This window comes from Mycobacterium sp. IDUB_24 (assembly GCF_055419385.1).
Genome location: NZ_JBVAXO010000007.1, coordinates 432,268 through 456,958, shown reverse-complemented (window position 1 = coordinate 456,958; position 24,691 = coordinate 432,268). Strand labels below are relative to the sequence as shown.

At 64.9% G+C, this 24,691-nt stretch carries 23 protein-coding genes; 13 read left to right on the top strand and 10 right to left on the bottom strand.

The annotated features are described in order from the left end of the window. The 6 genes from ACZYZF_RS24860 to rpmF form a co-directional block, all read right to left on the bottom strand. The coding region (locus tag ACZYZF_RS24860; RefSeq protein ID WP_463837114.1) for an MspA family porin at positions 1-209 on the bottom strand (209 nt) is incomplete at its 3' end. 692 nt (positions 210-901) lie between these two features. Continuing rightward, positions 902-1,453 carry a MogA/MoaB family molybdenum cofactor biosynthesis protein gene (locus tag ACZYZF_RS24855; protein WP_463746558.1) on the bottom strand — a complete coding sequence of 184 codons (552 nt, stop codon included), beginning with the start codon at positions 1,451-1,453 and terminating at the stop codon, positions 902-904. 23 nt (positions 1,454-1,476) lie between these two features. Further along, the gene (locus ACZYZF_RS24850; RefSeq protein ID WP_463837113.1) at positions 1,477-2,877 is read right to left on the bottom strand and encodes a S1C family serine protease; all 1,401 of its coding nucleotides are present in this window, start codon (positions 2,875-2,877) and stop codon (positions 1,477-1,479) included. 194 nt (positions 2,878-3,071) lie between these two features. After that, positions 3,072-4,571 carry a HAMP domain-containing sensor histidine kinase gene (locus tag ACZYZF_RS24845; protein WP_463746099.1) on the bottom strand — a complete coding sequence of 500 codons (1,500 nt, stop codon included), beginning with the start codon at positions 4,569-4,571 and terminating at the stop codon, positions 3,072-3,074. Between the two features lie 4 nt (positions 4,572-4,575). Continuing rightward, positions 4,576-5,259, bottom strand: a complete 684-nt coding sequence (locus ACZYZF_RS24840) for a response regulator transcription factor (protein WP_463746098.1) — start codon at positions 5,257-5,259, stop codon at positions 4,576-4,578. Between the two features lie 148 nt (positions 5,260-5,407). Continuing rightward, on the bottom strand, positions 5,408-5,581 hold the full coding sequence (gene rpmF, locus ACZYZF_RS24835) for a 50S ribosomal protein L32 (RefSeq protein ID WP_003885704.1): 174 nt from the start codon (positions 5,579-5,581) through the stop codon (positions 5,408-5,410). Between the two features lie 340 nt (positions 5,582-5,921). Between rpmF and ACZYZF_RS24830 the strand changes: the two genes are divergently transcribed. The 6 genes from ACZYZF_RS24830 to ACZYZF_RS24805 are packed head-to-tail and all read left to right on the top strand — an operon-like array spanning position 5,922 to position 14,277. Beyond that, positions 5,922-7,658, top strand: a complete 1,737-nt coding sequence (locus ACZYZF_RS24830; RefSeq protein ID WP_463837112.1) for an acyclic terpene utilization AtuA family protein — start codon at positions 5,922-5,924, stop codon at positions 7,656-7,658. Then, positions 7,655-8,815, top strand: a complete 1,161-nt coding sequence (locus tag ACZYZF_RS24825; protein ID WP_463837110.1) for an acyl-CoA dehydrogenase family protein — start codon at positions 7,655-7,657, stop codon at positions 8,813-8,815. Before ACZYZF_RS24830 ends, ACZYZF_RS24825 begins: the two co-directional genes overlap by 4 nt. After that, positions 8,812-10,407 (top strand): acyl-CoA carboxylase subunit beta, encoded by a 1,596-nt coding sequence (locus ACZYZF_RS24820; RefSeq protein ID WP_463837108.1) that lies wholly within the window; start codon positions 8,812-8,814, stop codon positions 10,405-10,407. Before ACZYZF_RS24825 ends, ACZYZF_RS24820 begins: the two co-directional genes overlap by 4 nt. Positions 10,408-10,415: 8 nt before the next feature. After that, complete coding sequence (locus tag ACZYZF_RS24815; protein ID WP_463837106.1) at positions 10,416-12,353, top strand: acetyl/propionyl/methylcrotonyl-CoA carboxylase subunit alpha; 1,938 nt, start codon at positions 10,416-10,418, stop codon at positions 12,351-12,353. Then, positions 12,350-13,507, top strand: coding sequence for an acyl-CoA dehydrogenase family protein (locus tag ACZYZF_RS24810; RefSeq protein ID WP_463837104.1), 1,158 nt, complete (start codon positions 12,350-12,352; stop codon positions 13,505-13,507). Before ACZYZF_RS24815 ends, ACZYZF_RS24810 begins: the two co-directional genes overlap by 4 nt. After that, positions 13,507-14,277 (top strand): enoyl-CoA hydratase family protein, encoded by a 771-nt coding sequence (locus ACZYZF_RS24805; protein ID WP_463837103.1) that lies wholly within the window; start codon positions 13,507-13,509, stop codon positions 14,275-14,277. The genes ACZYZF_RS24810 and ACZYZF_RS24805 overlap by 1 nt, the downstream gene beginning before the upstream one ends. Positions 14,278-14,280: 3 nt before the next feature. Here the strand turns inward: ACZYZF_RS24805 and ACZYZF_RS24800 are convergent, their stop codons facing one another. Then, complete coding sequence (locus tag ACZYZF_RS24800) at positions 14,281-14,754, bottom strand: hypothetical protein (RefSeq protein WP_463837101.1); 474 nt, start codon at positions 14,752-14,754, stop codon at positions 14,281-14,283. A 10-nt stretch (positions 14,755-14,764) separates the two neighbouring features. After that, the gene (locus tag ACZYZF_RS24795) at positions 14,765-15,367 is read right to left on the bottom strand and encodes a TetR/AcrR family transcriptional regulator (RefSeq protein WP_463837100.1); all 603 of its coding nucleotides are present in this window, start codon (positions 15,365-15,367) and stop codon (positions 14,765-14,767) included. Between the two features lie 61 nt (positions 15,368-15,428). On the opposite strand from ACZYZF_RS24795, the gene ACZYZF_RS24790 reads away from it, so the two are divergent. The 4 genes from ACZYZF_RS24790 to ACZYZF_RS24775 all read left to right on the top strand — a co-directional run bounded on the left by ACZYZF_RS24790 (position 15,429) and on the right by ACZYZF_RS24775 (position 17,979). Then, positions 15,429-15,560 (top strand): hypothetical protein, encoded by a 132-nt coding sequence (locus ACZYZF_RS24790; RefSeq protein WP_463837099.1) that lies wholly within the window; start codon positions 15,429-15,431, stop codon positions 15,558-15,560. Further along, positions 15,550-16,362: a nuclear transport factor 2 family protein gene (locus tag ACZYZF_RS24785; RefSeq protein ID WP_463837098.1), complete on the top strand. Its 813-nt coding sequence runs from the start codon at positions 15,550-15,552 to the stop codon at positions 16,360-16,362. Before ACZYZF_RS24790 ends, ACZYZF_RS24785 begins: the two co-directional genes overlap by 11 nt. A gap of 13 nt (positions 16,363-16,375) precedes the next feature. Beyond that, positions 16,376-17,326 carry an NADP-dependent oxidoreductase gene (locus ACZYZF_RS24780; RefSeq protein WP_463837096.1) on the top strand — a complete coding sequence of 317 codons (951 nt, stop codon included), beginning with the start codon at positions 16,376-16,378 and terminating at the stop codon, positions 17,324-17,326. A 209-nt stretch (positions 17,327-17,535) separates the two neighbouring features. Next, complete coding sequence (locus tag ACZYZF_RS24775; RefSeq protein WP_463837095.1) at positions 17,536-17,979, top strand: ester cyclase; 444 nt, start codon at positions 17,536-17,538, stop codon at positions 17,977-17,979. A gap of 316 nt (positions 17,980-18,295) precedes the next feature. Here the strand turns inward: ACZYZF_RS24775 and ACZYZF_RS24770 are convergent, their stop codons facing one another. Beyond that, positions 18,296-19,192: a hypothetical protein gene (locus ACZYZF_RS24770; protein ID WP_463837094.1), complete on the bottom strand. Its 897-nt coding sequence runs from the start codon at positions 19,190-19,192 to the stop codon at positions 18,296-18,298. Between the two features lie 24 nt (positions 19,193-19,216). Then, on the bottom strand, positions 19,217-20,935 hold the full coding sequence (locus ACZYZF_RS24765) for a TPR repeat domain-containing protein (RefSeq protein WP_463837092.1): 1,719 nt from the start codon (positions 20,933-20,935) through the stop codon (positions 19,217-19,219). A 196-nt stretch (positions 20,936-21,131) separates the two neighbouring features. Between ACZYZF_RS24765 and ACZYZF_RS24760 the strand changes: the two genes are divergently transcribed. From ACZYZF_RS24760 to ACZYZF_RS24750, 3 genes are all read left to right on the top strand, one after another. Continuing rightward, positions 21,132-23,171 carry a PE-PPE domain-containing protein gene (locus ACZYZF_RS24760; protein ID WP_463837091.1) on the top strand — a complete coding sequence of 680 codons (2,040 nt, stop codon included), beginning with the start codon at positions 21,132-21,134 and terminating at the stop codon, positions 23,169-23,171. Between the two features lie 57 nt (positions 23,172-23,228). Then, positions 23,229-23,990, top strand: a complete 762-nt coding sequence (locus ACZYZF_RS24755; RefSeq protein WP_463746082.1) for an SDR family oxidoreductase — start codon at positions 23,229-23,231, stop codon at positions 23,988-23,990. Positions 23,991-24,087: 97 nt separating this feature from the next. Further along, the gene (locus tag ACZYZF_RS24750) at positions 24,088-24,669 is read left to right on the top strand and encodes a DUF1707 SHOCT-like domain-containing protein (RefSeq protein WP_463746081.1); all 582 of its coding nucleotides are present in this window, start codon (positions 24,088-24,090) and stop codon (positions 24,667-24,669) included. Positions 24,670-24,691: the final 22 nt, after the last annotated feature.

Here is a 24,691-nt window from a genome sequence, read left to right as displayed (position 1 = left end):
GAATGGAACCACTCACGGGTCAACCGGTTGCGGTCCAACGGGAACACACCATTGAGGAAGGTGTCCCACTGCTGAACAGTCAGAGTCCGATCCTGACCATCGACCAGGCTCAGCTCATTGTCCAGACCCGCATGAGAAATACCCGTGCTCGTAAACAACGCCGCGATGGCCGCCACCATCGCGACCAGCACCCGACTGAATGCCTTCATATTCTCCCTAGCTATATCGCCGGCGCTCCCGGAGGCCACCGTTTGTGGTTGACGTCCCGGCCCCCGCAGACCGTACCGCCGCGCAAGACCAACATGTGATGCGGATTAGGAACTCCACACGTCGCTCTTACTTAATGCTCATCGTTGACACGAGGAACATAACGGGAGGGCATCCGGGCGGCAACGCAAGCACATATCCGCAGTGCCGCATACGTTCGATCGATCAAAATTTGCTGAGAACCGACTGGGAGATGGCGCACAACGTCACGACGCTGCAAGTTGGCCCGCTGGGCAATGCTGTGACGCCGTTCGCCTTGATAGCAAGCTGAGGTCCAGACCACAGTCTCCAGCAGGGATTTCCCGGCCCTCACAAGCTGCTCACCTTCTCAGTGATGATGAGGCGGAATGTTGTTCCGCAACCACCGGTCACGGTCGGCATCATCGTCCGGCGAAGCGGTGTCGCGTTCGTCGGGAGCGATGTCCGGGAGGGCCTCACCGAAGATCTTGTTAACTGCGTGACGGGACCTTTTGTTCGCTTCCGGCATCGCGATTCCCCTTTGTGACGAAGCTCACATTCCAGGCCGCGCGGTCTGCAACATCCCGTTAACCTGCCCTTAACCAGCATGAACGATCGGCGCGACATTCACCAACAAAAAGAAACGGCGGCCCGTGGCCGCCGTCTCCGTTTGCGCTCAGATCTCCAAGCTTGATAACTGGCCGATCACCTGCGCAGCCAGCGGCCCGAGTGTGGCCATACCGTCGCGCACTGCCGCGCGTGACCCGGCGATGTTCACCACCAGCGTGCTGCCCGACACTCCGCACAGGCCGCGGGACAGCCCGGCATCCACGATGCCGGCCGACAGCCCCGAGGCCCGCAACGCCTCGGCGATGCCCAGCAGTTCGCGATCGAGGATGTCGAGGGTGGCCTCCGGCGTCACATCGCGCGGCGTGACTCCCGTCCCGCCCACGGACACCACCAGATCGACGCCGCCGATCACCGCGGTGTTCAGCGCGTTACGGATCTCGACTTCGTCTGCGGACACGACCACGACACCGTCGACGACGAATCCGGCCTCACCCAACAACTCCGTGACCAACGGACCGCTGTGGTCTTCCTCGCCGTGTGCAGTGCGATCATCCACGACGACGACGAGCGCCCGCCCCACCAACTCCCCTGGCTGTTCCATGCCTGCAACCGTATATCCGGCGGCAGACAACGGTGTAGCCAGACGCAGTGTGGCCATCCCGCCGGGCCCGGTCAGCGTGCTCACTGCTCGGCCCTGCCGAGCGTGACCTCGATGGTCTGCGGCTTGCCGCCCTGGTCGAGGTAGGTCAGCGTGACCTTGTCGCCGGGGGCCTTGGACCGCACCGCTGCTACGAGCGCGTCAGCACTGCCGATCACCCGGTCATCGACCTTGGTGACCACCACACCGCTGGGTAAACCTGCCGCTGCGGCGGCCCCGCCGTTGGTGACCTCGACGATCTTGGCGCCGTCGCTGGTGGTGTCATTGCTGACCTGCACCCCCAGCGAGGCGTGCGAGGCCGTCCCGTTCTGGATGAGCTCATCGGCGATCCGCTTGGCCTGATCGACCGGGATCGCGAAGCCCAGCCCGATCGAGCCGCTCTGCGCCTGAGGCGAATCCCCACCCAGGGTGGCGATCGCCGAGTTGATGCCCACGAGCTCGCCGTTCATGTTGACCAGCGCGCCACCGGAGTTACCCGGATTGATCGCGGCATCGGTCTGGATGGCGTCGAGCACGGTGTTCTGGTTGCGGGCGTCGCCACCGGCGGCGACCGGACGGTTCAGCGCGCTGACGATGCCGGTGGTGACGGTGCCTTCGAGTCCGAGGGGTGAACCGACCGCCACCACGTCCTGACCCACTCGCAGATTGGCCGACGAGCCGACCGTGATCGGGGTGAGGCCCGAGACGTCCTGCGCGCGCACCACCGCGATGTCACTGCTCGGATCGGTGCCCACCACGGTGAACGACTTGGTGGTCCCGTCGGAGAACGTCACCTTGGTCTGGGCGCCGGTCGGTGCCGGTGCGCCGCCGGGGGGTACCGGCGCGGGGCCGGGCCCGCCGGGCTTGGCGGCCTGCACGACGTGGTTGTTGGTCAGGATGAGGCCGTCGGCGGTGAGGATGATGCCGGAGCCCTCTTCGGACGCGCGGCCCAGGTCGGTTTCGAGCTTGACCACACTCGGCACCACCTTGGCCGCCACCTGCTCCACCGAGCCCGGCGGCAGGGCAGCCGCGGGGACGGTCGGCGCGGCACCAAGGCCCTGCGAGCCGAGGCGCGGGTGGTCGTCGCGCACGAGGGTGGCGACACCGCCACCGACACCGGCCGACACCACGGCCACCGCGAGCGCCCCGGCCACCAGGCCGGACCTGGACCGCTTCTTCGCCGGAACGGGCTGCGGGCTGGCCGGAATGCGGTAGGGGTCGTACGGCGCGCGGTAAGCCTGCTGCGGCGGCTGGTGTTGCTGGCCTTGGTGTTGCTGGCCCTGGTGTTGCTGCTGCGGCGGCGGCAACTGCTGCTGGGGTTGTTGACGCGCATATCGCCAGTCGTAGGGCTGTGACTGGTAAGGATCAGGACGCGCACCGGCGTATCCGGGGGCGCCGCCGGGATGCTGCTCCGGCTGCTGGGAGTACCTCGGGTGGTTCGTCATTGTGCTGCGTGCTCTTCTCTTGTAAAAGGTCCGCCGGCCAGTCACGCCGATCCGGTCCGACCCGTATGTCCAACCCTCGTGTCCGTCACTTCGTCAAACGAAGTCAAGGTCACTCAGGTTGCCCAGATGGGCTGAGAATCCACTTAGAGATTTCTGATCCATCCATGACTGGTCCCCCGACCGACTCAACTGTCTCACTTTTTCTCCGCGCCGACGGTGTGGCCATCGCCGATCCGGTGCATGTGTGTCGCATCGGCATTCGGGATCGGCTGCCCCGGCAGCACCATGTGAAACGAAGCCCCCGGCGGGGTGCCACCCGGCACGGTCTCGTCGATGCGCAGTGCGCCGCCGTGCTTGAGCACCACCTGCTGGACGATAGCCAATCCGAGGCCCGAACCCGGCATCGCCCTGGCGGCATCGGAACGGTAGAACCGCTCGAACACCAGCCCGCGTTCCTGCGGCGGGATGCCCGGACCGTGGTCGGAGACCACCAGCTCGGCGTGCGTCGGATCGGTCTGGTGCATCTGCACACTGACCCGTCCGCCGGCCGGACTCCACTTGGCGGCGTTGTCGAGCAGATTGAGCACTGCCCGGCCCAGTCCTGGTGCATCGCCGAACACCTGCCAGCCGATGACGTCGACGTCGAATTCGATGTCGTTGCGGCGCCGCCGGACCCGCTCAAGGCTGCGGTCGACGACCTCGGACATGTCGACCGCTTCGGGGGTGATTCCGCCGGCATCGTCGCGGGTGAGGTCGACGAGGTCACCGACCAGCGTCGAGAGCTCCTCGATCTGGGCGATCACATCGGTCTGCAGCCCGACCATCTCGTCCTTGGGCAACGGCGGCGCGCCGGGCGCTTGCGAGGCCATCAGCAGTTCGACGTTGGTGCGCAGCGAGGTCAGCGGCGTTCTCAACTCGTGGCCGGCGTCGGAGACCAGCCGGGCCTGACGTTCACGCGATTCGGCCAGCGCCCGCAACATCATGTTGAACGCCTCGGTGAGCCGGGCCAGCTCGTCGCTGCCGACGACCGGGATGGGCCGCAGATCATCGGTGCGGGCCACCCGCTCGGCGGCTTCGGTGAGTCTGCCCACCGGTCTGAGCCCGGCCCGGGCCACCGCACCACCGGCCATGGCCGCCACTGCCACGCCGACACCGCCGACGATGAGCAGCACCGTGCCCAGACGTCTCAGCACTTGGACAGTGGGCGCCAGGCTCTTGGAGATCAGCAGGGAGCTGCCGTTGGCCAGGTGCACCGCGAGCACCCGCTGGTGGTTGGCGGTGCGCAGGGACATCAGCAGCTCGCCCGAGATGACGTCCTTCTCGGCCTTACCCAACGGCAGCATCTGACCCTGCTGGTTGGCCGTGTAGATCGAGCGGCCCGGGATCACCAGCATCGCGTTGACATCGGAGTATGCGGTGCCCTCGATCGCCTTGCCGGGGTCGGCGGCCAGCGATCCGCTCTCGATGAGCAGCCGGGCCCGGCTGTGCAGCTGGTTGTCCAGGTCGTCATAGAGCGCACGGGAGACCACGGCGTAGACGGCGACGGCCATCAGGACCACCACCATGGCCACCATCGACATCGCGAGCATCATGACGCGCCAGCGCAATGACAGCGAGCTGGTGTTCCGTAGGTTCGCGGCGGCGAGCCGCCCAGAGTCAGTGGCGGTTCGCCAGGTGTTTGCGTTGAGCGCCATCAAATCAGGGGGGTGTTTCGCGCAGCACGTAACCGACGCCGCGCACGGTGTGGATCAGTCGGGGCTCGCCTTCGGCCTCGGTCTTCCGTCGCAGGTAGCCGATGTACACCTCGAGGGCGTTGCCCGACGTCGGGAAGTCGAAGCCCCACACCTCTTCGAGGATGCGGCTGCGGGTCAACACCCGGCGCGGGTTGGCGATCAGCATTTCCAGCAGCGAGAACTCGGTGCGAGTGAGACTGATCTGACGCTGCCCCCGGGTGACCTCGCGGGTCACCGGGTCCAGGGTCAGGTCGGAGAACTCCATCTTCTGCGAGTCGCCGTCGTCGCTGACCGTCCGGCGCAGCAACGCCCGCATCCGGGCCAGCAATTCTTCCAGCGCGAAAGGCTTGGGCAGGTAATCGTCAGCACCGGCGTCCAGCCCGGCGACCTTCTCGGAGGTGGTGTCGCGGGCGGTCAGCACCAGGATCGGCAGATCGTCTCCGGTGCTGCGCAGCTGCCGGCACACTTCCAGGCCGTCCATCCGCGGCATCATCACGTCCAGCACTACGGCGTCCGGTCGGTCATTGGTTATCGCTTCGAGGGCTTCGACCCCATCTTGGGCAAGCTCGACCGAATAGCCATTGAAGGAAAGCGACCGGCGCAGGGATTCGCGCACGGCGCGATCGTCGTCCACGACAAGTATGCGCACAGGCAACAGTCTCATCCCGCCGTCTGAGAGTGGGCTGAGAGGCGCGCCGCAAATTCACCCTGCGTTTTCACGTGGCCTCAAACGGCCCTGGGCACGACAAAAAGCGCTATCGCAAGCGATAGCGCTTTTTGAGAAAGTGTCAGCGGTTCTAGCGCTTGTCGAGGTCGACCAGGCCGAGACGAGCGGCCTTGAGCAGACGGCGCGGCACCTTGTGCTGCTGACCGGCGACATTGACGCCGACGAGACCGGTGGCCTCGGCCTTCCACTGCGCGCGCCGGCTACGGGTGTTCGCGCGCGACATTCTGCGCTTGGGCACAGCCATGACGTGCATCTCCTTGCTTTGGGGGTTGCCGCGCGCATGCAGCGGCAGACGACTGCCCTACAGAGTAGCGGTTGACCTGCGTCGGCTCCAAAACGCCCGGACGGGGCTGGGAACAGTTTGGTGTGACGACATCACCGACGCCCTCGCGCGGGTCGGGCAGGCGCTGCGCAGCCGCGGCTGGCATCCAGATTGCATTCAGGGACAAATCGCCGCCTGATCCCGTCCCTGGATGCAATCTGGGTGCGTGGACCCCGGGCCCGACACCCCTTGACGTGGGACCGGAGGTACCGGCTAACCTACCGGTTGGTTGGTCCCCATGTCAGCGTCGACGGGAGTGCGTGTGTCTTCAGGGACTGGTGCGGTTCGCATCGGCAACTGTTCGGGGTTTTACGGTGATCGGCTGTCCGCGATGCGCGACATGCTCTCCGACGGAGAGCTGGACTATCTGACCGGCGATTATCTCGCCGAGCTCACCATGCTGATCCTGGCGCGTGACCGGGCCAAGAATCCCGACCGCGGCTACGCCAAGACCTTCCTCATCCAATTGGAGCAGTCACTCGGCCTCGCCCTCGACAAGGGCGTGAAGATCGTGGCCAACGCCGGCGGTCTGAACCCCGCGGGGCTGGCCGCCGCGGTTCGCGCGCTGGCCGAGCGGCTGGGCCTCGACGTCAACGTCGCCCATGTCGAGGGTGACGACCTGGTAGGGCGGGCCTCCGAGCTCGGCCTCGGAGCCGCCCCGGCGGCGACATCCGGCTTGGGCACACCCCTTGCGGCCAATGCCTACCTGGGCGCATGGGGCATCGTCGACTGCCTGAATTCGGGCGCCGACGTCGTGGTGACGGGCCGGGTGACGGACGCCTCGGTGATCGTCGGCCCGGCGGCCGCGCACTTCGGCTGGAAGACCACCGATTACGACGCGCTGGCCGGGGCGGTCGCCGCCGGTCATGTGATCGAGTGCGGCACTCAAGCCACCGGCGGCAATTACTCGTTCTTCGCAGAGATTCCGGATCTGTCCCGCCCCGGCTTCCCGATCGCCGAGATCTCCGCAGACGGCTCCTCGGTGATCACCAAACATGCGGGCACCGGCGGGCAGGTCAGCGTCGGCACGGTCACCGCGCAGCTGCTCTACGAGATCACAGGCGCGCGTTACGCCAATCCCGATGCGACGCTGCGCGTGGACTCACTGCAGTTGAGCCAGGACGGGACTGACCGCGTCCGGATCTCCGGGGTGACCGGCGAGGCCCCGCCACCGACGCTGAAGGTGTCGTGCAACAGCATCGGCGGATTCCGCAACGCCGCCACGTTCGTGTTGACGGGCCTGGACATCGAGGCCAAGGCAGAGCTGGTACGCAGCCAGTTGGAGGCCGGTCTGAAAGTCCGTCCGGCCGAACTGGATTGGACGCTTGCCCGCACCGATCATCCCGATGCCGATACCGAGGAGACCGCCAGCGCCCTGCTGCACTGCGTGGTCCGCGATCCCGATCCCAACGTCGTCGGACGCCAGTTCTCCTCGGCGGGCGTGGAACTCGCCCTGGCCAGCTATCCGGGCTTCACCACCACCGCACCGCCGGGAGACGGCCAGGTCTACGGCGTGTTCGTACCCGGCTACGTCGACGCGTCCGAGGTCCCGCACATCGCCGCGCACGCCGATGGCACCCGGGTCGGTATCGCGCCGGCGATGGACACCCTCGAGCTGGCCCCGGTTCCCGACCCGGCGATGCCCGACGCATTCCCGGCCGGCGCAACTCGGCGCGTCGCGCTCGGCACCATCGCCGGCGCCCGTAGTGGCGACAAAGGCGGGTCGGCCAATGTCGGGGTGTGGGTACGCACCGACGAAGCGTGGCGCTGGTTGGCACATACGCTGACCGTCGACAAGCTGCGTGAATTACTGCCCGAGACAGCCGATCTGCCGGTCACCCGGCACGTGCTGCCGAATCTGCGGGCCGTGAACTTTGTGATCGAAGGCATTCTCGGCCAGGGCGTCGCGTATCAAGCCCGGTTCGATCCGCAGGCCAAGGGGCTGGGCGAATGGTTGCGCAGCCGTCATCTCGATATCCCGGAGGAACTCATCAAGTGAGCATCTGGACTTCACCCGAGCGTGAGGCATTGCGCAAGACCGTGCGCAGTTTTGCCGAGCGCGAGGTGCTGCCGCACGCCGACGAGTGGGAACGCACCGGCGAGTTGCCGCGCGAACTGCATCGCAAAGCCGGCGAGGCCGGGCTACTCGGCGCCAACTTCCCCGAGTCGGCCGGCGGTGGCGGCGGCGACGGTGCCGACGCCGTGATCATCTGCGAGGAAATGCATTACGCGGGTTCCCCCGGCGGAGTGTTCGCCTCGCTGTTCACCTGCGGTATCGCGGTGCCGCACATGATCGCCTCGGGCGACGAGCGGCTCATCGAGACGTATGTGAAGCCCACGCTGCGTGGCGATCTCATCGGATCGTTGGCCATCACCGAACCCGGCGGCGGCTCCGACGTCGGGCACCTGACCACAAAAGCCACCCGCGACGGGGATGACTACATCCTCAACGGCGCCAAGACCTACATCACTTCGGGTGTGCGTGCCGACTATGTGGTGACCGCATCTCGCACCGGCGGACCCGGTGCGGCGGGCGTCTCCCTGATAGTGGTGGAGAAGAACGGACCGGGCTGCTCGCCTGGATTGCAAGTGACCCGCAAGCTCGACAAGATGGGTTGGCGCTCAAGCGATACCGCCGAGCTGTCCTACACCGATGTGCGGGTCCCGGTGGCCAACCTGATCGGTGCGGAGAACTCGGGCTTCTTCCAGATCGCGGCCGCGTTCGTGTCCGAGCGGGTCGGCCTGGCCGTGCAGGCCTATGCCAGCGCGCAACGCTGCCTGGACCTGACCGTGCAGTGGTGCCGCGATCGCGAGACCTTCGGAAAGCCGCTGATTGCCCGGCAATCGGTACAGAACACGCTCGCCGAGATGGCCCGGCGAATCGATGTGGCCCGCGTGTACACGCGGCATGTGGTGGAGCGGCAGTTGGCCGGGGAACAGGGCCTGATCACGGAGGTGTGCTTCGCCAAGAACACCGCGGTGGAGACCGGCGAATGGGTGGCCAATCAAGCCGTGCAGTTGTTCGGCGGGATGGGCTATATGGCCGAATCCGAGGTCGAGCGCCAGTACCGTGACATGCGCATCCTCGGGATCGGCGGCGGTACCACCGAGATCCTGACCTCCTTGGCCGCAAAGACGTTGGGATTCCAGTCATGACGACCCTGAAATCGACGGTCGACCCGGCCTCACCGGGTTTCACCGAGGCCGCCGAGGTGATGGCCACCAAGCTGGCCGAGCTCGACGCCGAGCACGCCAAGGCACTTGCCGGCGGCGGGTCCAAGTATGTGGACCGCCATCACGGCCGCGGCAAGCTCACCGCCCGCGAGCGTGTCGAGCTGCTGCTGGATCCGGACGCACCGTTCCTCGAGTTGAGCCCACTGGCCGCCTGGGGCAGCGATTTCACCGTGGGCGCCAGCGTCGTCTGTGGGATCGGCGCCGTCGAAGGGGTCGAGTGCCTGATCGTCGCCAATGATCCGACGGTCAAGGGCGGCACCAGCAACCCGTGGACGCTCAAGAAGATCCTGCGCGCCAATCAGATCGCCATGGAGAACCGGCTACCGGTGATCTCACTCGTGGAGTCCGGTGGCGCCGATCTGCCGACGCAGAAGGAGATCTTCATCCCGGGCGGGCAGATGTTCCGCGATCTGACCCGGCTGTCGGCGGCAGGCATCCCGACCATCGCGCTGGTGTTCGGCAACTCGACCGCCGGTGGCGCGTACGTGCCTGGCATGTCCGATCACGTGGTGATGATCAAGGAACGCTCCAAGGTTTTCCTGGCCGGACCGCCGCTGGTCAAGATGGCCACCGGCGAGGAGTCCGACGACGAGTCGCTGGGCGGGGCCGAGATGCATGCCCGCACTTCGGGTCTCGGTGACTACCTGGCCAATGACGAGCTCGACGCGATCCGGATCGGGCGGCGCATCGTGGCCCGGCTGAACTGGCGCAAGAAGGGACCCGCACCCGCGCCGGTGGTCGAGCCGAAGTTCGACCCCGAGGAGCTCATCGGCATCGTGCCCGCCGATCTGCGGATCCCGTTCGACCCGCGCGATGTGATCGCCCGCATCGTCGACGGCTCGGATTTCGACGAGTTCAAGCCGCTGTACGGGTCGTCGTTGGTGACGGGATGGGCCACGCTGTACGGCTACCCGATCGGGATCCTGGCCAATGCCCGCGGCGTGCTGTTCAGCGAGGAGTCACAGAAGGCCACGCAGTTCATCCAGCTGGCCAACCGGTCGGACACCCCACTTCTGTTCCTGCACAACACCACCGGCTACATGGTGGGTAAGCAGTACGAAGAGGGCGGCATGATCAAGCACGGATCGATGATGATCAACGCGGTGTCGAACTCCACGGTGCCGCACATCTCGCTGCTGCTCGGCGCCTCCTACGGCGCAGGCCATTACGGAATGTGCGGGCGGGCGTATGACCCGCGGTTCCTGTTCGCCTGGCCGTCGTCGAAGTCCGCGGTGATGGGCGGTGCCCAGCTGGCAGGCGTGCTGTCGATCGTCAGCCGGGCGGCCGCCGAGGCCCGGGGCCAGGCGGTCGACGAGGCCGCCGACGCTGCACTGCGCGCCGCGGTCGAGGCCCAGATCGAGGCCGAGTCGCTGCCGATGTTCCTGTCCGGCCGGTTGTACGACGACGGGGTGATCGACCCCCGTGATACCCGCACCGTACTGGGAATGTGCCTGTCCGCCATCGCCAATGGCCCGATCGAGGGGACGTCGAACTTCGGCGTCTTCAGGATGTGAGCGCGACAATGATTACGAGAGTCCTCGTCGCCAATCGCGGCGAGATCGCCCGGAGGGTCTTCGAGACCTGCCGCCGCCTGGGTATCGGTACCGTCGCGGTCTATACCGATCCTGACGCTGCGTCCCCACACGTCGCCGAGGCCGACGCCCGCGTGCGGCTCGACGGCAACAACGGATACCTCGATTCGACGCAGATCATCGCCGCGGCCCGGGCTTCCGGCGCCGATGCGATTCATCCTGGCTACGGGTTCCTCTCGGAGAACGCCGATTTCGCCGCAGCGGTGATCGATGCCGGGCTGACCTGGATCGGTCCACCGGTGAATGCCGTTCAGGCCATGGGCTCCAAGATCGAGGCCAAGAAGATGATGGCCGCGGCCGGCGTTCCGGTACTGACCGAGCTCGACCCGTCCACCGTGACGGCCGACCAACTGCCCGTGCTGGTGAAGGCATCCGCCGGTGGCGGTGGCCGCGGCATGCGCGTCGTACGCGAACTGGCAGAGCTGCCAAGCGAAGTGGCCGCGGCCCAGCGTGAGGCACAGTCGGCGTTCGGCGATCCGACGGTGTTCTGTGAGCGCTACCTGGCCGCAGGTCACCACGTCGAGGTACAGGTCATGGCCGATCAGCACGGCACCGTGTGGGCGGTCGGCGAGCGTGAATGCTCGATCCAGCGTCGTCATCAGAAGGTCATCGAGGAGGCGCCCTCTCCGCTCGTGGAGCGCACCCCGGGCATGCGGGAGAAGTTGTTCGACGCAGCCCGGCTGGCCGCCGGAGCGATCGGCTACGCAGGCGCGGGGACGGTCGAGTTCATGGCGTCCGAGCGAGGTGACTTCTTCTTCCTGGAGATGAACACCCGTTTGCAGGTGGAGCATCCGGTCACCGAGGCCACCACCGGCCTCGATCTGGTCGAGCTGCAGATCCTCGTCGCCGACGGCGGCCGGCTGGACAGCAACCCCCCGTCGGCAAAAGGTTCGGCCATCGAGGCCCGGCTCTACGCCGAGGATCCGGCCAAGGGCTGGCAGCCGCAGGCCGGCACGGTGCACCGGTTCGCCGTTCCAGGGCAGGTCCGCGTCGACACCGGCATCGAGGACGGCTCGGTGGTATCGATCTTCTACGACCCCATGCTCGCCAAGGTCATCTCCTATGCACCGACGCGCCGTCAGGCCGCGACCGTGCTCGCCGACGCGTTGGCCCGCACCCGGATCCACGGACTGCGCACCAACCGCGATCTGCTGGTGAACGTGTTGCGGCATCCGGCGTTCCTGGACGGCGCTACCGACACGGCGTTCTTCGACACGCACGGGCTCGACGCGTTGGCGGCACCGCTGGCCGATGCGGGGGTGGTGACGCTCTCGGCAATCGCAGCCGCATTGTCTGACGCCACGCACAATCGCCGCAGCGCAAAGGTTTTCGCCGCCGCGCCCAGCGGCTGGCGGAATCTGACCTCGGGCTACCAGTCCCGGACCTACCGCGATGCCGCGGGTGACGACGTCCCCGTGCGCTACCGGTTCACCCGCACCGGTGTCGAGCTACCCGACGATGACGGGGTTTCCCTGCTGTCCGCGACACCGGATCGCGTGGTGCTCGCCGTCAACGGTGTGGACCGCTCGTTCGAGGTGGCCCGGTACGGCGATCAGATTTTCGTCGACTCCCCGCTCGGCCCCGTGCACCTCACCGCGCAGCCCCGCTTCCCCGATCCGGACGACGCGGTTGCACACGGCTCACTGCTGGCACCGATGCCCGGTTCGGTGGTGCGGGTCGGTGCTGTCGTCGGCGACACCGTCACGGCCGGGCAACCACTGATCTGGCTGGAAGCCATGAAGATGGAGCACACCATCGCCGCACCCGAAGCCGGGGTGTTGGCCGAACTCAATGTCGCCGCAGGCCAACAGGTCGAGGTCGGCGCCGTACTTGCCCGAGTAGAGACAGGTGAAGGAGAACAGTCATGAGTTTCATCGAGAACGAGGAACAGAAGGCCCTGCGCCAGGCGGTGGCCGCGATGGCGGCCAACTACGGGCAGGACTACTACCTGGAGAAGGCTCGCTCCGGCCAGCACACCACCGAATTGTGGAACGAGGCAGGAAAACTCGGCTTCATCGGGGTGAACCTGCCCGAAGAGTACGGTGGCGGCGGCGCCGGCATGTACGAGCTGTCCATGGTGATGGAAGAGATGTCGGCGGCCGGGTCGGCGCTGCTGATGATGGTCGTCTCCCCCGCGATCAACGGCACGATCATCTCCAAGTTCGGTACCGAGGAACAAAAGAAGCGCTGGATCCCCGGTATCGCCGACGGGTCGATCACCATGGCCTTCGCCATCACCGAGCCTGACGCGGGGTCCAACAGCCACCGCATCACCACGACGGCCCGCAAAGACGGCAGCGACTGGATCCTCAAGGGCCAGAAGACGTTCATCTCCGGTATCGACCAGGCGCAGGCTGTGCTCGTCGTCGGCCGCACCGAGGACCACAAGACCGGAAACCTCAAGCCGGCGCTGTTCGTCATCCCGACGGACACCCCGGGCCTGAGCTGGACCAAGATCGAGATGGAGATCATCAGCCCGGAAAGCCAGTTCCAGGTGTTCCTCGACGACGTCCGGCTGCCCGCCGATGCGCTGGTGGGTTCCGAGGATGCCGCGATCGCGCAGCTGTTCGCCGGGCTGAACCCCGAACGCATCATGGGTGCGGCCAGCGCGGTGGGCGTGGGTCGCTTCGCCATCGACAAGGCGGTCGACTATGTGAAGACCCGCCAGGTATGGAAAGTCCCAGTAGGTGCACATCAAGGTATCTCGCACCCCCTGGCGCAGAACCACATCGAGGTGGAACTGGCCAAGCTGATGATGCAGAAGGCTGCGACGTTATATGACGCAGGCGACGACTTCGGCGCGGCCGAGGCAGCCAACATGGCCAAGTACGCCGCGGGTGAGGCGTCGGTGCGAGCGGTCGATCAGGCCGTGCAGTCCCTCGGCGGCAACGGCCTGACCAAGGAGTACGGCATCGCCGCTGCGGTCACGGCGTCCAAACTGGCCCGCATCGCGCCGGTGAGCCGGGAGATGATCCTGAACTTCGTCGCGCAGACCTCGCTGGGCCTGCCTCGGTCCTACTGATGACCACGCTCGTTCACTACACGGTCGACGGCAACGTCGCCCGGTTGACGCTGGACTCCCCGCACAACCGCAACGCGTTGTCCACGGCGCTGGTCGAGCAGTTGCTCCAGGGCTTCTCCGATGCCACCGCCGAACCGGGAGTTCGCGTGGTGGTTCTGGGGCACACCGGCGGGACCTTCTGCGCCGGTGCTGATCTCAGCGAGGCCGCCGGTCAGGACCCCGGCGACATCGCTGTCGACCGGGCCCGGGAGATGACCAAGCTGCTGCGGGCCATCCTGGAGTTGCCGGTTCCGGTGATCGGCGCGATCGACGGGCATGTGAGGGCCGGCGGGATGGGACTCGTCGGCGCGTGCGATCTTGTCGTCGCCGGTCCGCAGAGTACGTTCGCGCTGACCGAGGCGCGGATCGGCGTTGCGCCGTCGATTATTTCGTTGACGCTGCTGCCGAAGATGTCACCACGGGCAGCCGGTCGCTACTTCGTCACCGGGGAGAAATTCGGCGCCGCCGAGGCAGCCGAGATCGGGCTGATCACGACGGCGGCCGACGATGTCGCCGATGCGGTCGCTGCGCTGGCGGCCGAGATTGCGAAGGGTTCACCGCAGGGGCTGGCGACGTCAAAGGCCCTGACGACTACGGCGATCCTGCGCGGGTTCGATGCGGACGCCGAATCGCTGACCCGGCAGTCGGCGCAGTTGTTCGTCTCCGATGAGGCACGCGAGGGCATGATGGCGTTCCTGCAGAAGCGCCCGCCGAGTTGGGTGACCGGCTGAGATTCAGCTCTCCGGCCACAGCTGGACGCGGATGACCGCGCGCGTTTGTGCCGCTCGCGTGAGGTCATCTGCGTCGAACTGTCCGTTCACGCTTCGTCGCACGCGGTGAAACCGCGCATCGCGTGGCCTGACTGCCAGAAAACTCTCGATCACCGGAATGTTGGCCCCACCGGTCGATGCCTCCGCATAGCCGCGAAATCGCTGCCGCTGCAACAACACCGTGACGTCGGCACCACCGCGGAGGTTTTTCCACCAGGTGTTGCCGATGCCCGTGATACACGTGACGACGGCGCCGTCAGCGACGTAGCTGATCGGGATCTCGTAACTTCGGCCGGTCCGAAGACCCGTCACGGTGAGGATCATCATCGTGTCACTGATCCAGCCATGTGCCGGAGTCCGCAACACAGTCTTGACCAGTGGGGTGACAGCCCTGACCAGCAGCCGCAGATAGGCCGGTGGAGCAGAATTCTCGGTCATTCTCGGCGGGTCAACTGTCCCGTGCGGCGATGCCGTTGAGCAATCTCTCAAGGGCGGCAATCGAATCCCGGCTCTCCCGTTCGGGATCCGCGGAGCGGGCAACTGTCATCGCCGCCTCGCACATCGCGCCGTGCAGGAGATGTGCGAGGGGCTCCACACGCTGCTCGGGTACGTGACCGTCGGCGATCACCTGCGCCAGGCCCAGCCGTAACAGCGACGTGACGTGCTCATCCTCGAGGTCCCGCATCGCCTCCCACCCGAGAACCGCGGGCGCGTCGATCAATGTGATGCGCTGAACCCCGGGATCGAGCACCGCGTCGAAGAACCCGCGACAGCCGCAGAGGAACCGCTGCCAGCTGTCCTTGGTGCCCCTTGCTGCGCGGTTCACCGCTTCACCGATAGCCCGCTGCTCGCTCTCGAACACTGCAGCGAAGAGCCCGCGCTTGCCCTCGAAATGGTGGTAGAGCGCGCCTTTGGTCATGCCGGCACGTTCGGCCACATTGTCGACGAACGTGTTGTCGTAACCATCGGCAGCGAATCGATCGCGCGCCACCACCAGAATCTGGTCGATGGTCGCGCGCGTGCGTTCGGCCTGCGTGCGCGGTCCGGGCATGCCGTCAATCTACACGATTCATACTTGAAGTACATACTTGGCGTATGTTAATACTCGAGGTATGCAAGTTCAACGGCACGTCTGCCCGCTGCCGACGGCACGGAGCTATCCGCTGTCGGGCACGGCGGCGCTCAACGGCATCCCGGTCCAGATCTGTACGGCACCAGTGAGAGGACAATTCGATGAGCACTGATCAGGTCGATGTACTGCGCGCTTCCCTGCGCACTTACACCGAGGCCAAGAACCGACATGACGTGGACGCCATCGTCTCCGCGTACGCCACTGATGGCTGGTATCGGGATTCCGCTATTCGCCAACCGATTTCCGGTCACGCCCAGTTGAGGACGTTCTACGAGGCGGTGTTCCGGTCTGTCCCCGATTATCGGGGGCAATTCGACGGCGCGGCTTTCGCCGAGGACACCGCGGTGATGTGGGGCAGGATGATCGGGACGGTCGGCGACGAACTTCTCGGTCTACCCACCACGGCGGGTAGCCGCATCGACGTCCCGGTCACCTTCGTCTGCACGTTCCGCGACGGTCAATTAACCAGTGACACCGGATATTTCGACACCCGGGTCCTGCAGCGGCAAGCCGGTGTTCCCGCCGCGAAGTCAGAGATCGAGACGTTCGTCGCGGGTTGGGCGCGGTTCTGGGCGGCGCCCGGAGATGCCAGTGCGGTTCACGATCTCGTCACCGATGACGTGGTCCTGCGCTGGCCGGGAGCTACCGAACCGCTCCGCGGACGTGGCGCGTATGCCGGCCAACTGGCCGCCGCAGTGCAGCTCATCCCGGATCTGACGCTGTCGGTGGTCGACTTTGCCTATCGCGACGGACTTCTCATGCTCGCGTGGGAGGGCCACGGGACGATCGACGGCGAGCTGCGCCGCTGGCCGGGAGTCGACCGGTTCCGGCTACGCGGAAACCGAGCCGCCGAAACCACTGTCGTGTTCGATAGCCGGGCCGTCCTGCCCGCTGGAACCTCAACCCGTCACTGACCGAGGGGCATTCATGCGCGCCATCATCCAACACCAATGGGACGGCCCGGACTCCGTACGCCTGGCCGAGATACCCGAACCTCATCCCGCCCCCACCGAGGTGAAGGTCCGGGTCCACGCCGCGGGAGTCAACCCCGTCGACTACTACACAAGCGGAGGCCAGGCCTACAACCGCGTGCTTGATCTGCCCTTCATCCACGGTTGGGACGTGGCCGGGGTGGTCGAAGAGGTCGGCTACGGCGTCAGTCGATTCCAAGTGGGCGATCGTGTCTTCGGCATGCCGTGGTTTCCCCGGCAGGCCGGTGGGTACGCCGAATTCGTCACCGCACCGTCCCGCCACTTCGCCTACATCCCAACCGGACTCAGCTTCGCCGCGGCAGCGGCACTGCCGCTGGCCGGGCTGACCGCGTGGCAGATGCTCATCGACGTTGCCCGCCTGACATCCGGCCAGCGCGTGCTGGTCTCGGCAGCTGCCGGCGGTGTGGGCCATCTCGCCGTGCAGATCGCCAAGGCGCGCGGCGCATATGTCATCGGCACCGCACGCGCCGCCAAGCACGGCTTCGTCCGCAGTCTGGGCGCCGACGAAGTGGTGGACTACACCACGGTTCCGGTCCACGATGTCGTCAGCGACGCGGACGTCGTGATCCAGATGTTCGGCGGCGCCGCTGGATGTGAAGCCTTGAACTGTCTCCGACCGGGCGGCTCCCTGGTAAGTGCTCAAGCCGCTTGGACGCCCGGCCTTTTCGACCGGGCCCGCCAGTTGAAGGTCCATGCGTACGACTACCTCGTCGAGCCCGATGCCGCCGGCCTGCAGTCAATAGCCGAGCTCGTGGCAGACGGACGACTTCGGGTACACCTCGCCGCCCAGTACTCGTTATCGGAAGCCGCACAGGCGCTGAAGGTGATCGGCGAGGGCCGTACCAGCGGCAAGATCGTGCTCACCCTCGAGCAGGAGAACTACTGAATCCGAAGGCAGCCGCACTGGGCCGAAGCGACGCCATCGGGCGATGGCGGAGTCGGTAATGGCGCAGGTCAGCCGGTACACACGGCACCGTCGGTAATTGCCAGCGCCACCACACACCCCAGCGCGTCTGTCGGATCAGCGGCCGCAGCTCTACCGTTTCCTGTGCGGACGTTATCTGCCGTGCGGTGACCCCCCGAAAGGCCTGAATCATGGCCAATGACCAGAACAAGGCGATTTCCCGACGCGTGTGGGAGGTATTTGCCTCCGGCGACCTCAGCGAGCTGGACGATCTCGTCGCTCCAAGTGCCGCATACCACGACACTCAGGATCCGTTCGGGGATCAGCGCGGCCCCGAGCACATGAGGAGCCTTATCGAGATGTATCGGAAGTCGTTCTCCAACATGAGATTCGACATCAAGATGCAAATCGCGGAGGGCGACTACGTGTGCACGCTCCTGGAGGCGCAGGGCGACAACACCGGTGAGATCATGGGACAGCCGGCCACCGGCAAGCACACCCGGATCAACCTGACCGACACCACGCGGATCGAAGACGGCAAGATCGCCGAGAACTGGGTCACGTGGGACACCCTCGGCATGCTGCAGCAGCTCGGCCTGATCCCCGCAGGCGCGCAACAAAAAGCGCCCGCCTGAGCTGGTTGCAGAAAAGGGTCCAGGGCCGGCCGCGGCCCTGGACCCGCATGCGGGCGGGTGGGAGGTCGCCGCACGCCCGGTGATCCAACGCTCCGGATGGTGCTACTCGTTGATGCCACGCTGACCGGAATCAAGCATCGCGGGCGGAATCCATTCAGTGCGGCCATCTTTGCGCAACAAATCGCTATGCAGCAGTGGTCAAATCCTACAACGCCGAATCCAGTGATCAGGGCCAGCGGTGAAGAACGCAACGTGTTCAATCGCGCCCATCTGTGCCATTCAGCTGAAACCGGTGGCATCGGCTACATCTCGTAGACTATGCCGCACCCTCCGGCCACCCGGGTACTGCTGGCTGCACTTGGGGCGGCGTGTCGAGCACACTCATGAGGATTTTCGCTCGCTCATCGACGTTGTGGGCCATGGTGTCGCGGCACTGCTGTCGCAGTTGGACATAGTCTGGATCACGCGGTGTGTGGGTAGTGTTTTCCAGGTCGCCCCAGTAGTTGTCCTGTGAGGCGCCGGTGATCTTCCAGTGCCCGAACACATCACCGATCGGTGCGGGATTCTTACCGGCCTGCGGTTGCCCGCTTCCGACGCCATCGCTGTTATTTTTCAACTCGATCCGCCACAGCTTTACTGCACTCTCTTCGCGCTCCTGAAGGGTTATTTTCGGAGAATCGGCGATCGAAGAATACTTTCCAGGATGCTCAACATCCGGGCGGAATATGTTGTATTTGCCGTCGCACACGTAGGCGAGGTAGCCGTCTGCGAGCGGGGAGAGTTCTAAAACGTGGAAGTATTGGTTGCCGAAGAATGGTCCGTCACCGAAATTGAGGTATTTGTCACTCCCGGGTATCATCCATTTCAACTCGAACGGCAATTTGCTCCAATCCATATTCTCGGGATAGCCAGCCCGGCGATCGGGGAGTTTTGGCACGGCCAGCTGAAAGCCTGGGTAGGTGTTCGCCGAGGACTTCGTCATAATCCCAATCCAAAAGGATTCAAGGTAGGCGCGCACCGGAATCGCGGGGCCGGTGAGCAGATCGACGCCTGGTTGTGCTGTCCATCGGAATCGGAAGCCGTTCAGGCTGTTCGGCCAGTTCGGGTACATTGTTTTCGCTGCCCCAGGGGCAGAAGGCGATTCCTGGTGGTCGGAGCATCCTGCGAGTACGCATACCGCAGCGGCGGCGACGGCAAATGTTTTCCTGGCCATTCTTATCATCATGCGTGTGCTCAACTACTGACCAGCTTTGGGAGGATCATGCGGAAGGGTCCCCTGGTAGGTAACTTCCGATTTGGTGAGGTCTCCCGTAACCCTGTCGCCAAGGTACTTCTCCACGTTGTTTCGTACATCATCGCCACCGTACTCGGCTGCGTATTCGTCATAGCTTGGGAAGCCGTTCGGGAATATGCTTTTGTCGCCGTAGTCTTCTGCGTACAGCTGTTGTGCAATATGGTACTGGTTTGGTCCTGACTCTTGGAGAGGGATGTGCGGAGTATCGGGGGCTGTCTGTGCGTCACCTGCTCCGAACATGTCTTCTAAAAGGCCGTCCGCCCCGGGCACTTTACCGATACCGTCGAGCACATTGCTGACACCAGGGATAGAGTCGCCGACCGTGGTGAACGCCTCGTATCTGGCGGCCTTTTGTTCATGTTCTTGCATGGCTTGGGCATAGTCGTTGGCTGCTTGTTGTGCGGTGCTCTGGCTCACTGCCACATCGTTTAATCCTTGAAGCCGCCCGTCTGCCCTGAGGGCATCGACATCGGGGGTGTCGTGATTAGCCAGAGAGTTGACGTAGTCCTGCTGGAATCCGAGATGATGACCTTCTACCGCACCCTTCAGCGTCGAAGCAGCGACCGGATCGGAATTGAGCGTGCTCAGCAGGTCGCGCGTTTGAGGCATGTTCGCATCACCTGTGTTCTCCAACTTGCCGAAACCGTGGGTGTTGTTGACATCGTGTTTCATCATGTCATCCAGGAACGGTGCATTAGCCTCGGCGAGAGCTTGAACAAGCTGGGGATGAGCCTTCCCAAATGTTTGTTGGTCTTGAACGACCGGTGTCCCCATGTGCCCGGGATCTGTCGGCACCAGATCCTGCATATTCTTGAATTCTCCGGGGTGGTCGACGATGTATTTGTCGAAGGCATACACGGTTTCACCAGCCCGGGTGGCGGCGTCGACCTGCGTGGCGTCGGTTGCGACAGGTGCCAGTCCATGCGCCAAGGTGGCCGCTGCCGCGCCACCGTCATCCCAGTGATGGCGAAGGGCGTTACTGATGAACTCGTTGTTGGGTGACTTGCCGTCGGCCCCGGCAACCAGGTCATGTACGGCCCAGTGATCCCGCCCGGCCGCAGTCAACATGTCCTTGAGCGCCAGATCGGCTGAATGCTCCCACCCTTGCTTGTATGTCCCGGCGGGCGCGCCCTGGAGTAGCTGCTCGGTTTGTTTCAACACCGACCGGTCCAGATCGGTGCCGTGCATGAATTCCGGGCTGCCCTTCATCATGATCGCCGCGAGGTCTTGACGGTCTTGAACGTGAATGTCGCCTCGATCTGCGGGCAGACCTTGCGCTACGTTCTTGACCCCGTCGGGCAACCGATCCAGCCCGCCCTTCCAGTCAGCGCCCGCGGCTTTGACTTTCGGATCGGACAGCATTTGCATCGCGTTCATCAGATCGCGGCTTGCCCCGGGATTGGTCTTGTCCAGGTTGTCCATCATCGCCCGGGTCTGCTGAATATTCATGCCGTCCATCGAACGGGCCAACGAATTCAGATACTCCAGCTGACTGGCCGGCAGCACCAGATCGCCCCGTGCCAGCGCGTGCAACTGCTCGGGAGTCAATGTGGCGTTTTCTTTCAGCCGGGCCAACTCTTCGGGCCGGGTGCCGGAGATCCAACCCCAGATGCGATCGCCGCAACTAAATCGACGTGCGAGGTCGAGCTCAGATCCCGGCAAACGCCAGGGCAAAATGAATTGAAATACCCTGACCTCGCCCGTCTTACGGGCCGACCGGCGGCCAGGCCCGTGGTCAAGTCTCTCGGAATGACGCGCATGATCATGTTTTGGGCAAATTTTCCACGCGGCAAATAACTGTTGTTACAGTGTGCAAGCACTTTGTCGGCCACATCACACTCCGAAGGCGGCGCGCTTGATGTCACAGCCCATCCCTCTCCGTCTGCACAAAACCAAGGCAGCAGCCACCGCGGCGGCGATCGTCGCGACGACAGCGGCATTGACCGCAGGCGTCGCGTCCTCCGCGCCGGAGGCGCTCGCGGCCCACAACCGCAGTGTGCAAGCGGATGTCGAGCTGACCGCTGATGCCGGCCAGATCCCTGACATCGTCGGAATCTACGGGGTGGGACCGATCTTCTGGACTGCTCAAGCCCTCGGCATCACACCCGAGAACGTGATCAAGGCCGCCGGAGGATTGACCGGCAACACCGAGCTGGCGAACGTCGCCATCACGTTGCTGGACGTTCTAGCCAAGATCTCGCCGATCGACGCCGGCATCAAGGGCCCGATGCCGGATGACGTCTACAACGCGGTGAAGGACCTGGACTACACCGCCACCGGACTCGCCGACATGCTCGGCGTGGGCGGTTGGCTCGTAGATCTGATCGTCAAATCTGCGCCAATCCTGAACCAGCGCCGCTCCATCATCCTGTCCGAGAGCATGGGCGGTCTCACCACATCGCTGGCGTACCGCGACATGATCAATGCGGTCACATCCGACAGAGACGACTGGAAGGTTGGCGTCACGGGGCAGTGGTTGATCTTCGTCAACAACATCAGCCGCCCCGGCGGCGGATTGTTCGCACTGGCAACTCCTTTCACCAACCTGTTCGGATTGGACCTCACCACACCTGATGCCGGCAGCTACACCAATGCCGACAAGACCAAGGTCCTCAACACCTCGATCCTCGACATCACCTGGGCCTACAACCCGCTGTCTGATGTGCCCACCACGCTGAGTCCGCTGGCCTGGGCGAACTCGGCCGCAGCCGGGGTGTTCCTCACCTACCTCCTGCCTGACGAGGGCAACAACATCGGCAACCACGTGCTGCCGAAGTTGGGCACGGGCATATTTGACGGTCTCAAAGTAATGCTGGATCCGACAGGCGGCCAAGGCGCCCAAATGATCCCGCTCCTCGGCGATCTACTGAAGCTCATCAACGTGAACTTCCTCAACTACCCCGGCAAGGCCACGTACATCACCTACGACTCCGGCAATCTCCCGCTGCTTGAACCGTTCCGGATGGCCCCGCATCTGCTCAACCTCGTTCCGGGCGTCCATATCCCGACTCCGTTGACCGACAGCATCGAGCCGGCCCTGCGCAAGCTCGTGAACATGGGTTACCAGGACGTGGACCCCAACACCCTGGAGCGCACGTTCAACGAGGCCGGAGATCAGGCGTATCTGTGGCACTCCCCGCTCACCCCGACACAGCAGCTGGCCGCCAACGAGGTTGTGTTCGACGCGCTGATCGACGGCATTCAGGCCAATGCTCTGAATCCGGACGCCTGGGTCCCGGCACTGCCGGGGACGACGGACTTCAAGCCGATCGTGAAGAACGCTGTATCGGTGGCAGTCGCCAAGGCGCTGTCTGACGCCCTGGAGGCTGTGCAGAAGGGGGCCGACCCGGTCTTCGATGCCGTCGAGAAGGGTCTGGCCCCGGTCACCCATGTGCTCGACGACGCGAGTGCTCAGATGGAAACCGCCATCGACAACATGCTGAAGGTCAACGGTTCCACGGCCAACAAGAAGGCGGGCACCCAGTCGGTCAACTCGCTCCCGTCCGCGGGCGCGCAGTTGAAGACGTTGAGCACCGAGGCGCCCGACACGAGCACCGATGCCAAGCCCACCCCGCTCAAGGACGCGCTCAACGAGCTTGGTCTGGGCCAGGGTTCGCCGAAGAACGCCGACGTCTCCAAGAAAATCGCGAAGCCCTCGGACTCCCTGAAGACCACGGCCAAGGCCCGTCACGCCACCGACGCGAACAATCCGCTCAAGAAGTCGGTGAAGGAGACAGTCGCCAAGGTGCGTGAGGCCGCCGAGAACACCGTCGACAAGGTGGAGAAGGCAGGCAAGGACACCGTGAAGAATCTCGACAAGGCGGCCGACGGCGCCAAGGCGAAGGTCAAGGAGTCGAAGAAGCAGGCCAAGAAGGCTCCGAAACACGCCGCTGCGTAAGACCCAGCCGCCCGTAACCGCTGACAGCTCCGGTGACGCGTCGGTAGCGTGGCCAACATGCCACGCACTGTGCTCGTCACCGGGGCGAGCGGCACTCTCGGTCACCACGTCGTGCCCGAGGCGACCGATGCCGGTCATCAGGTCCGCGCGTTGAGCCGCCGGGAGCGGATCGGTTACACGGGCGTGCATTGGCACCAGGCCGATCTGCTGTCCCCCGGCGGTCTGGATGCCGCACTCGACGGGGTGGACGTCGTCGTCCATTGCGCCACGCAAGCCACCGGAAGCAAGGACGCACGGGCAGCCCGGAACCTGATCGAGGCCGTCCGACGCAAGGGCGTCGGGCACCTCATCTATATCTCGATCGTCGGGATCGACGACATACCGCTTCCTTATTACAAGACCAAGTTGCGGGTCGAGCAGGCGCTCGAGACGTCCGGGGTGGGGCACACGATCCTGCGCGCGACGCAGTTCCACGAGCTAATTGAAAAGACGTTCTCGGCACAGCGATTTTCGCCCGTTCTGTGGGCGTTGCGCGACGTCCGGTTTCAGCCGATCGACACCCGGGATGTGGCCGCCCGACTGGTTGCATTGATCGATTCCGAGCCAGCCGGGCGGGTGCCCGACATCGGCGGCCCCGGCGTCCACAGTCACCCAGAATTGGGACAGATGTATCTGTCAGCACACAACAGCGTGCGCCGGGTGGCCAGATTCACCATCCCCGGCCGGATCGTCGCCGGTTACAGGTCCGGGGCCAATCTGACCCCGGAAAATGCAGTCGACGGCGTCTCGTTCCGGGACTATCTGGGTATCGGCGGTTAGATCACCGGCTCTGGGCATGGTCCACTGTCGCCACCCTGGCGACACAGTTTGGCTACTGGTCTTGCATGTGACAGCGATCGTCGTAGGCTCGACAGCGATGAGCACTTCAGCGCCGCAGGACAGGTCGATGCGGGCTGCCGACACCGACCGCATCCAGGTGGCGCAGCTGCTCACTGATGCTGCCGCTGCGGGCCGGCTGCCGATGGCCGAATACGAGGACCGGCTAGCAAAGGCTTACGCGGCGCAGACCTATGACGATCTGGCCCGCCTCAGCCGCGACCTTCCCGGCGCGGTGAACTGTTCGGCCAGCCAGTGTCGCCCCGCCCCCTCGACGCTGCTGTTGGCGATCATGAGCGGGTTCGAGCGCCGCGGCCGGTGGAACGTGCCGAAGAAGCTGACGACGTTCGCCCTCTTCGGTGGCGGAGTGGTCGATCTGCGCTACGCCGATTTCACCGCACCCGACGTCGATGTCCGCACCTATTCGATCTTCGGCGGGCAGACCATCCTGGTGCCACCCGAGGTGAATGTGGATGTCGATGGTGTGGGCGTGATGGGGAACTTCGATCACAGCGTCGACGGAGTCGGCACGTCCGGGGCACCGCGCGTCCACATCCGCGGTTTCTCCCTGTGGGGCAGCGTCAGCGTCAAACGCAAGAAGCGCCGCAACCAGACCGATTGACAGACAGAACGGGCGGGCCCGA

Coding starts and splice junctions, on each gene's coding strand:
- ACZYZF_RS24855 (WP_463746558.1), bottom strand. CDS start 1,453: ATGGCCACACTGCGTCTGGCTACACCGTTGTCTGCCGCCGGATATACG.
- ACZYZF_RS24850 (WP_463837113.1), bottom strand. CDS start 2,877: ATGACGAACCACCCGAGGTACTCCCAGCAGCCGGAGCAGCATCCCGGC.
- ACZYZF_RS24845 (WP_463746099.1), bottom strand. CDS start 4,571: ATGGCGCTCAACGCAAACACCTGGCGAACCGCCACTGACTCTGGGCGG.
- rpmF (WP_003885704.1), bottom strand. CDS start 5,581: ATGGCTGTGCCCAAGCGCAGAATGTCGCGCGCGAACACCCGTAGCCGG.
- ACZYZF_RS24820 (WP_463837108.1), top strand. CDS start 8,812: ATGACGACCCTGAAATCGACGGTCGACCCGGCCTCACCGGGTTTCACC.
- ACZYZF_RS24815 (WP_463837106.1), top strand. CDS start 10,416: ATGATTACGAGAGTCCTCGTCGCCAATCGCGGCGAGATCGCCCGGAGG.
- ACZYZF_RS24810 (WP_463837104.1), top strand. CDS start 12,350: ATGAGTTTCATCGAGAACGAGGAACAGAAGGCCCTGCGCCAGGCGGTG.
- ACZYZF_RS24805 (WP_463837103.1), top strand. CDS start 13,507: ATGACCACGCTCGTTCACTACACGGTCGACGGCAACGTCGCCCGGTTG.
- ACZYZF_RS24800 (WP_463837101.1), bottom strand. CDS start 14,754: ATGACCGAGAATTCTGCTCCACCGGCCTATCTGCGGCTGCTGGTCAGG.
- ACZYZF_RS24795 (WP_463837100.1), bottom strand. CDS start 15,367: ATGCCCGGACCGCGCACGCAGGCCGAACGCACGCGCGCGACCATCGAC.
- ACZYZF_RS24790 (WP_463837099.1), top strand. CDS start 15,429: ATGCAAGTTCAACGGCACGTCTGCCCGCTGCCGACGGCACGGAGCTAT.
- ACZYZF_RS24785 (WP_463837098.1), top strand. CDS start 15,550: ATGAGCACTGATCAGGTCGATGTACTGCGCGCTTCCCTGCGCACTTAC.
- ACZYZF_RS24780 (WP_463837096.1), top strand. CDS start 16,376: ATGCGCGCCATCATCCAACACCAATGGGACGGCCCGGACTCCGTACGC.
- ACZYZF_RS24775 (WP_463837095.1), top strand. CDS start 17,536: ATGGCCAATGACCAGAACAAGGCGATTTCCCGACGCGTGTGGGAGGTA.
- ACZYZF_RS24770 (WP_463837094.1), bottom strand. CDS start 19,192: ATGGCCAGGAAAACATTTGCCGTCGCCGCCGCTGCGGTATGCGTACTC.
- ACZYZF_RS24760 (WP_463837091.1), top strand. CDS start 21,132: ATGTCACAGCCCATCCCTCTCCGTCTGCACAAAACCAAGGCAGCAGCC.
- ACZYZF_RS24755 (WP_463746082.1), top strand. CDS start 23,229: ATGCCACGCACTGTGCTCGTCACCGGGGCGAGCGGCACTCTCGGTCAC.
- ACZYZF_RS24750 (WP_463746081.1), top strand. CDS start 24,088: ATGAGCACTTCAGCGCCGCAGGACAGGTCGATGCGGGCTGCCGACACC.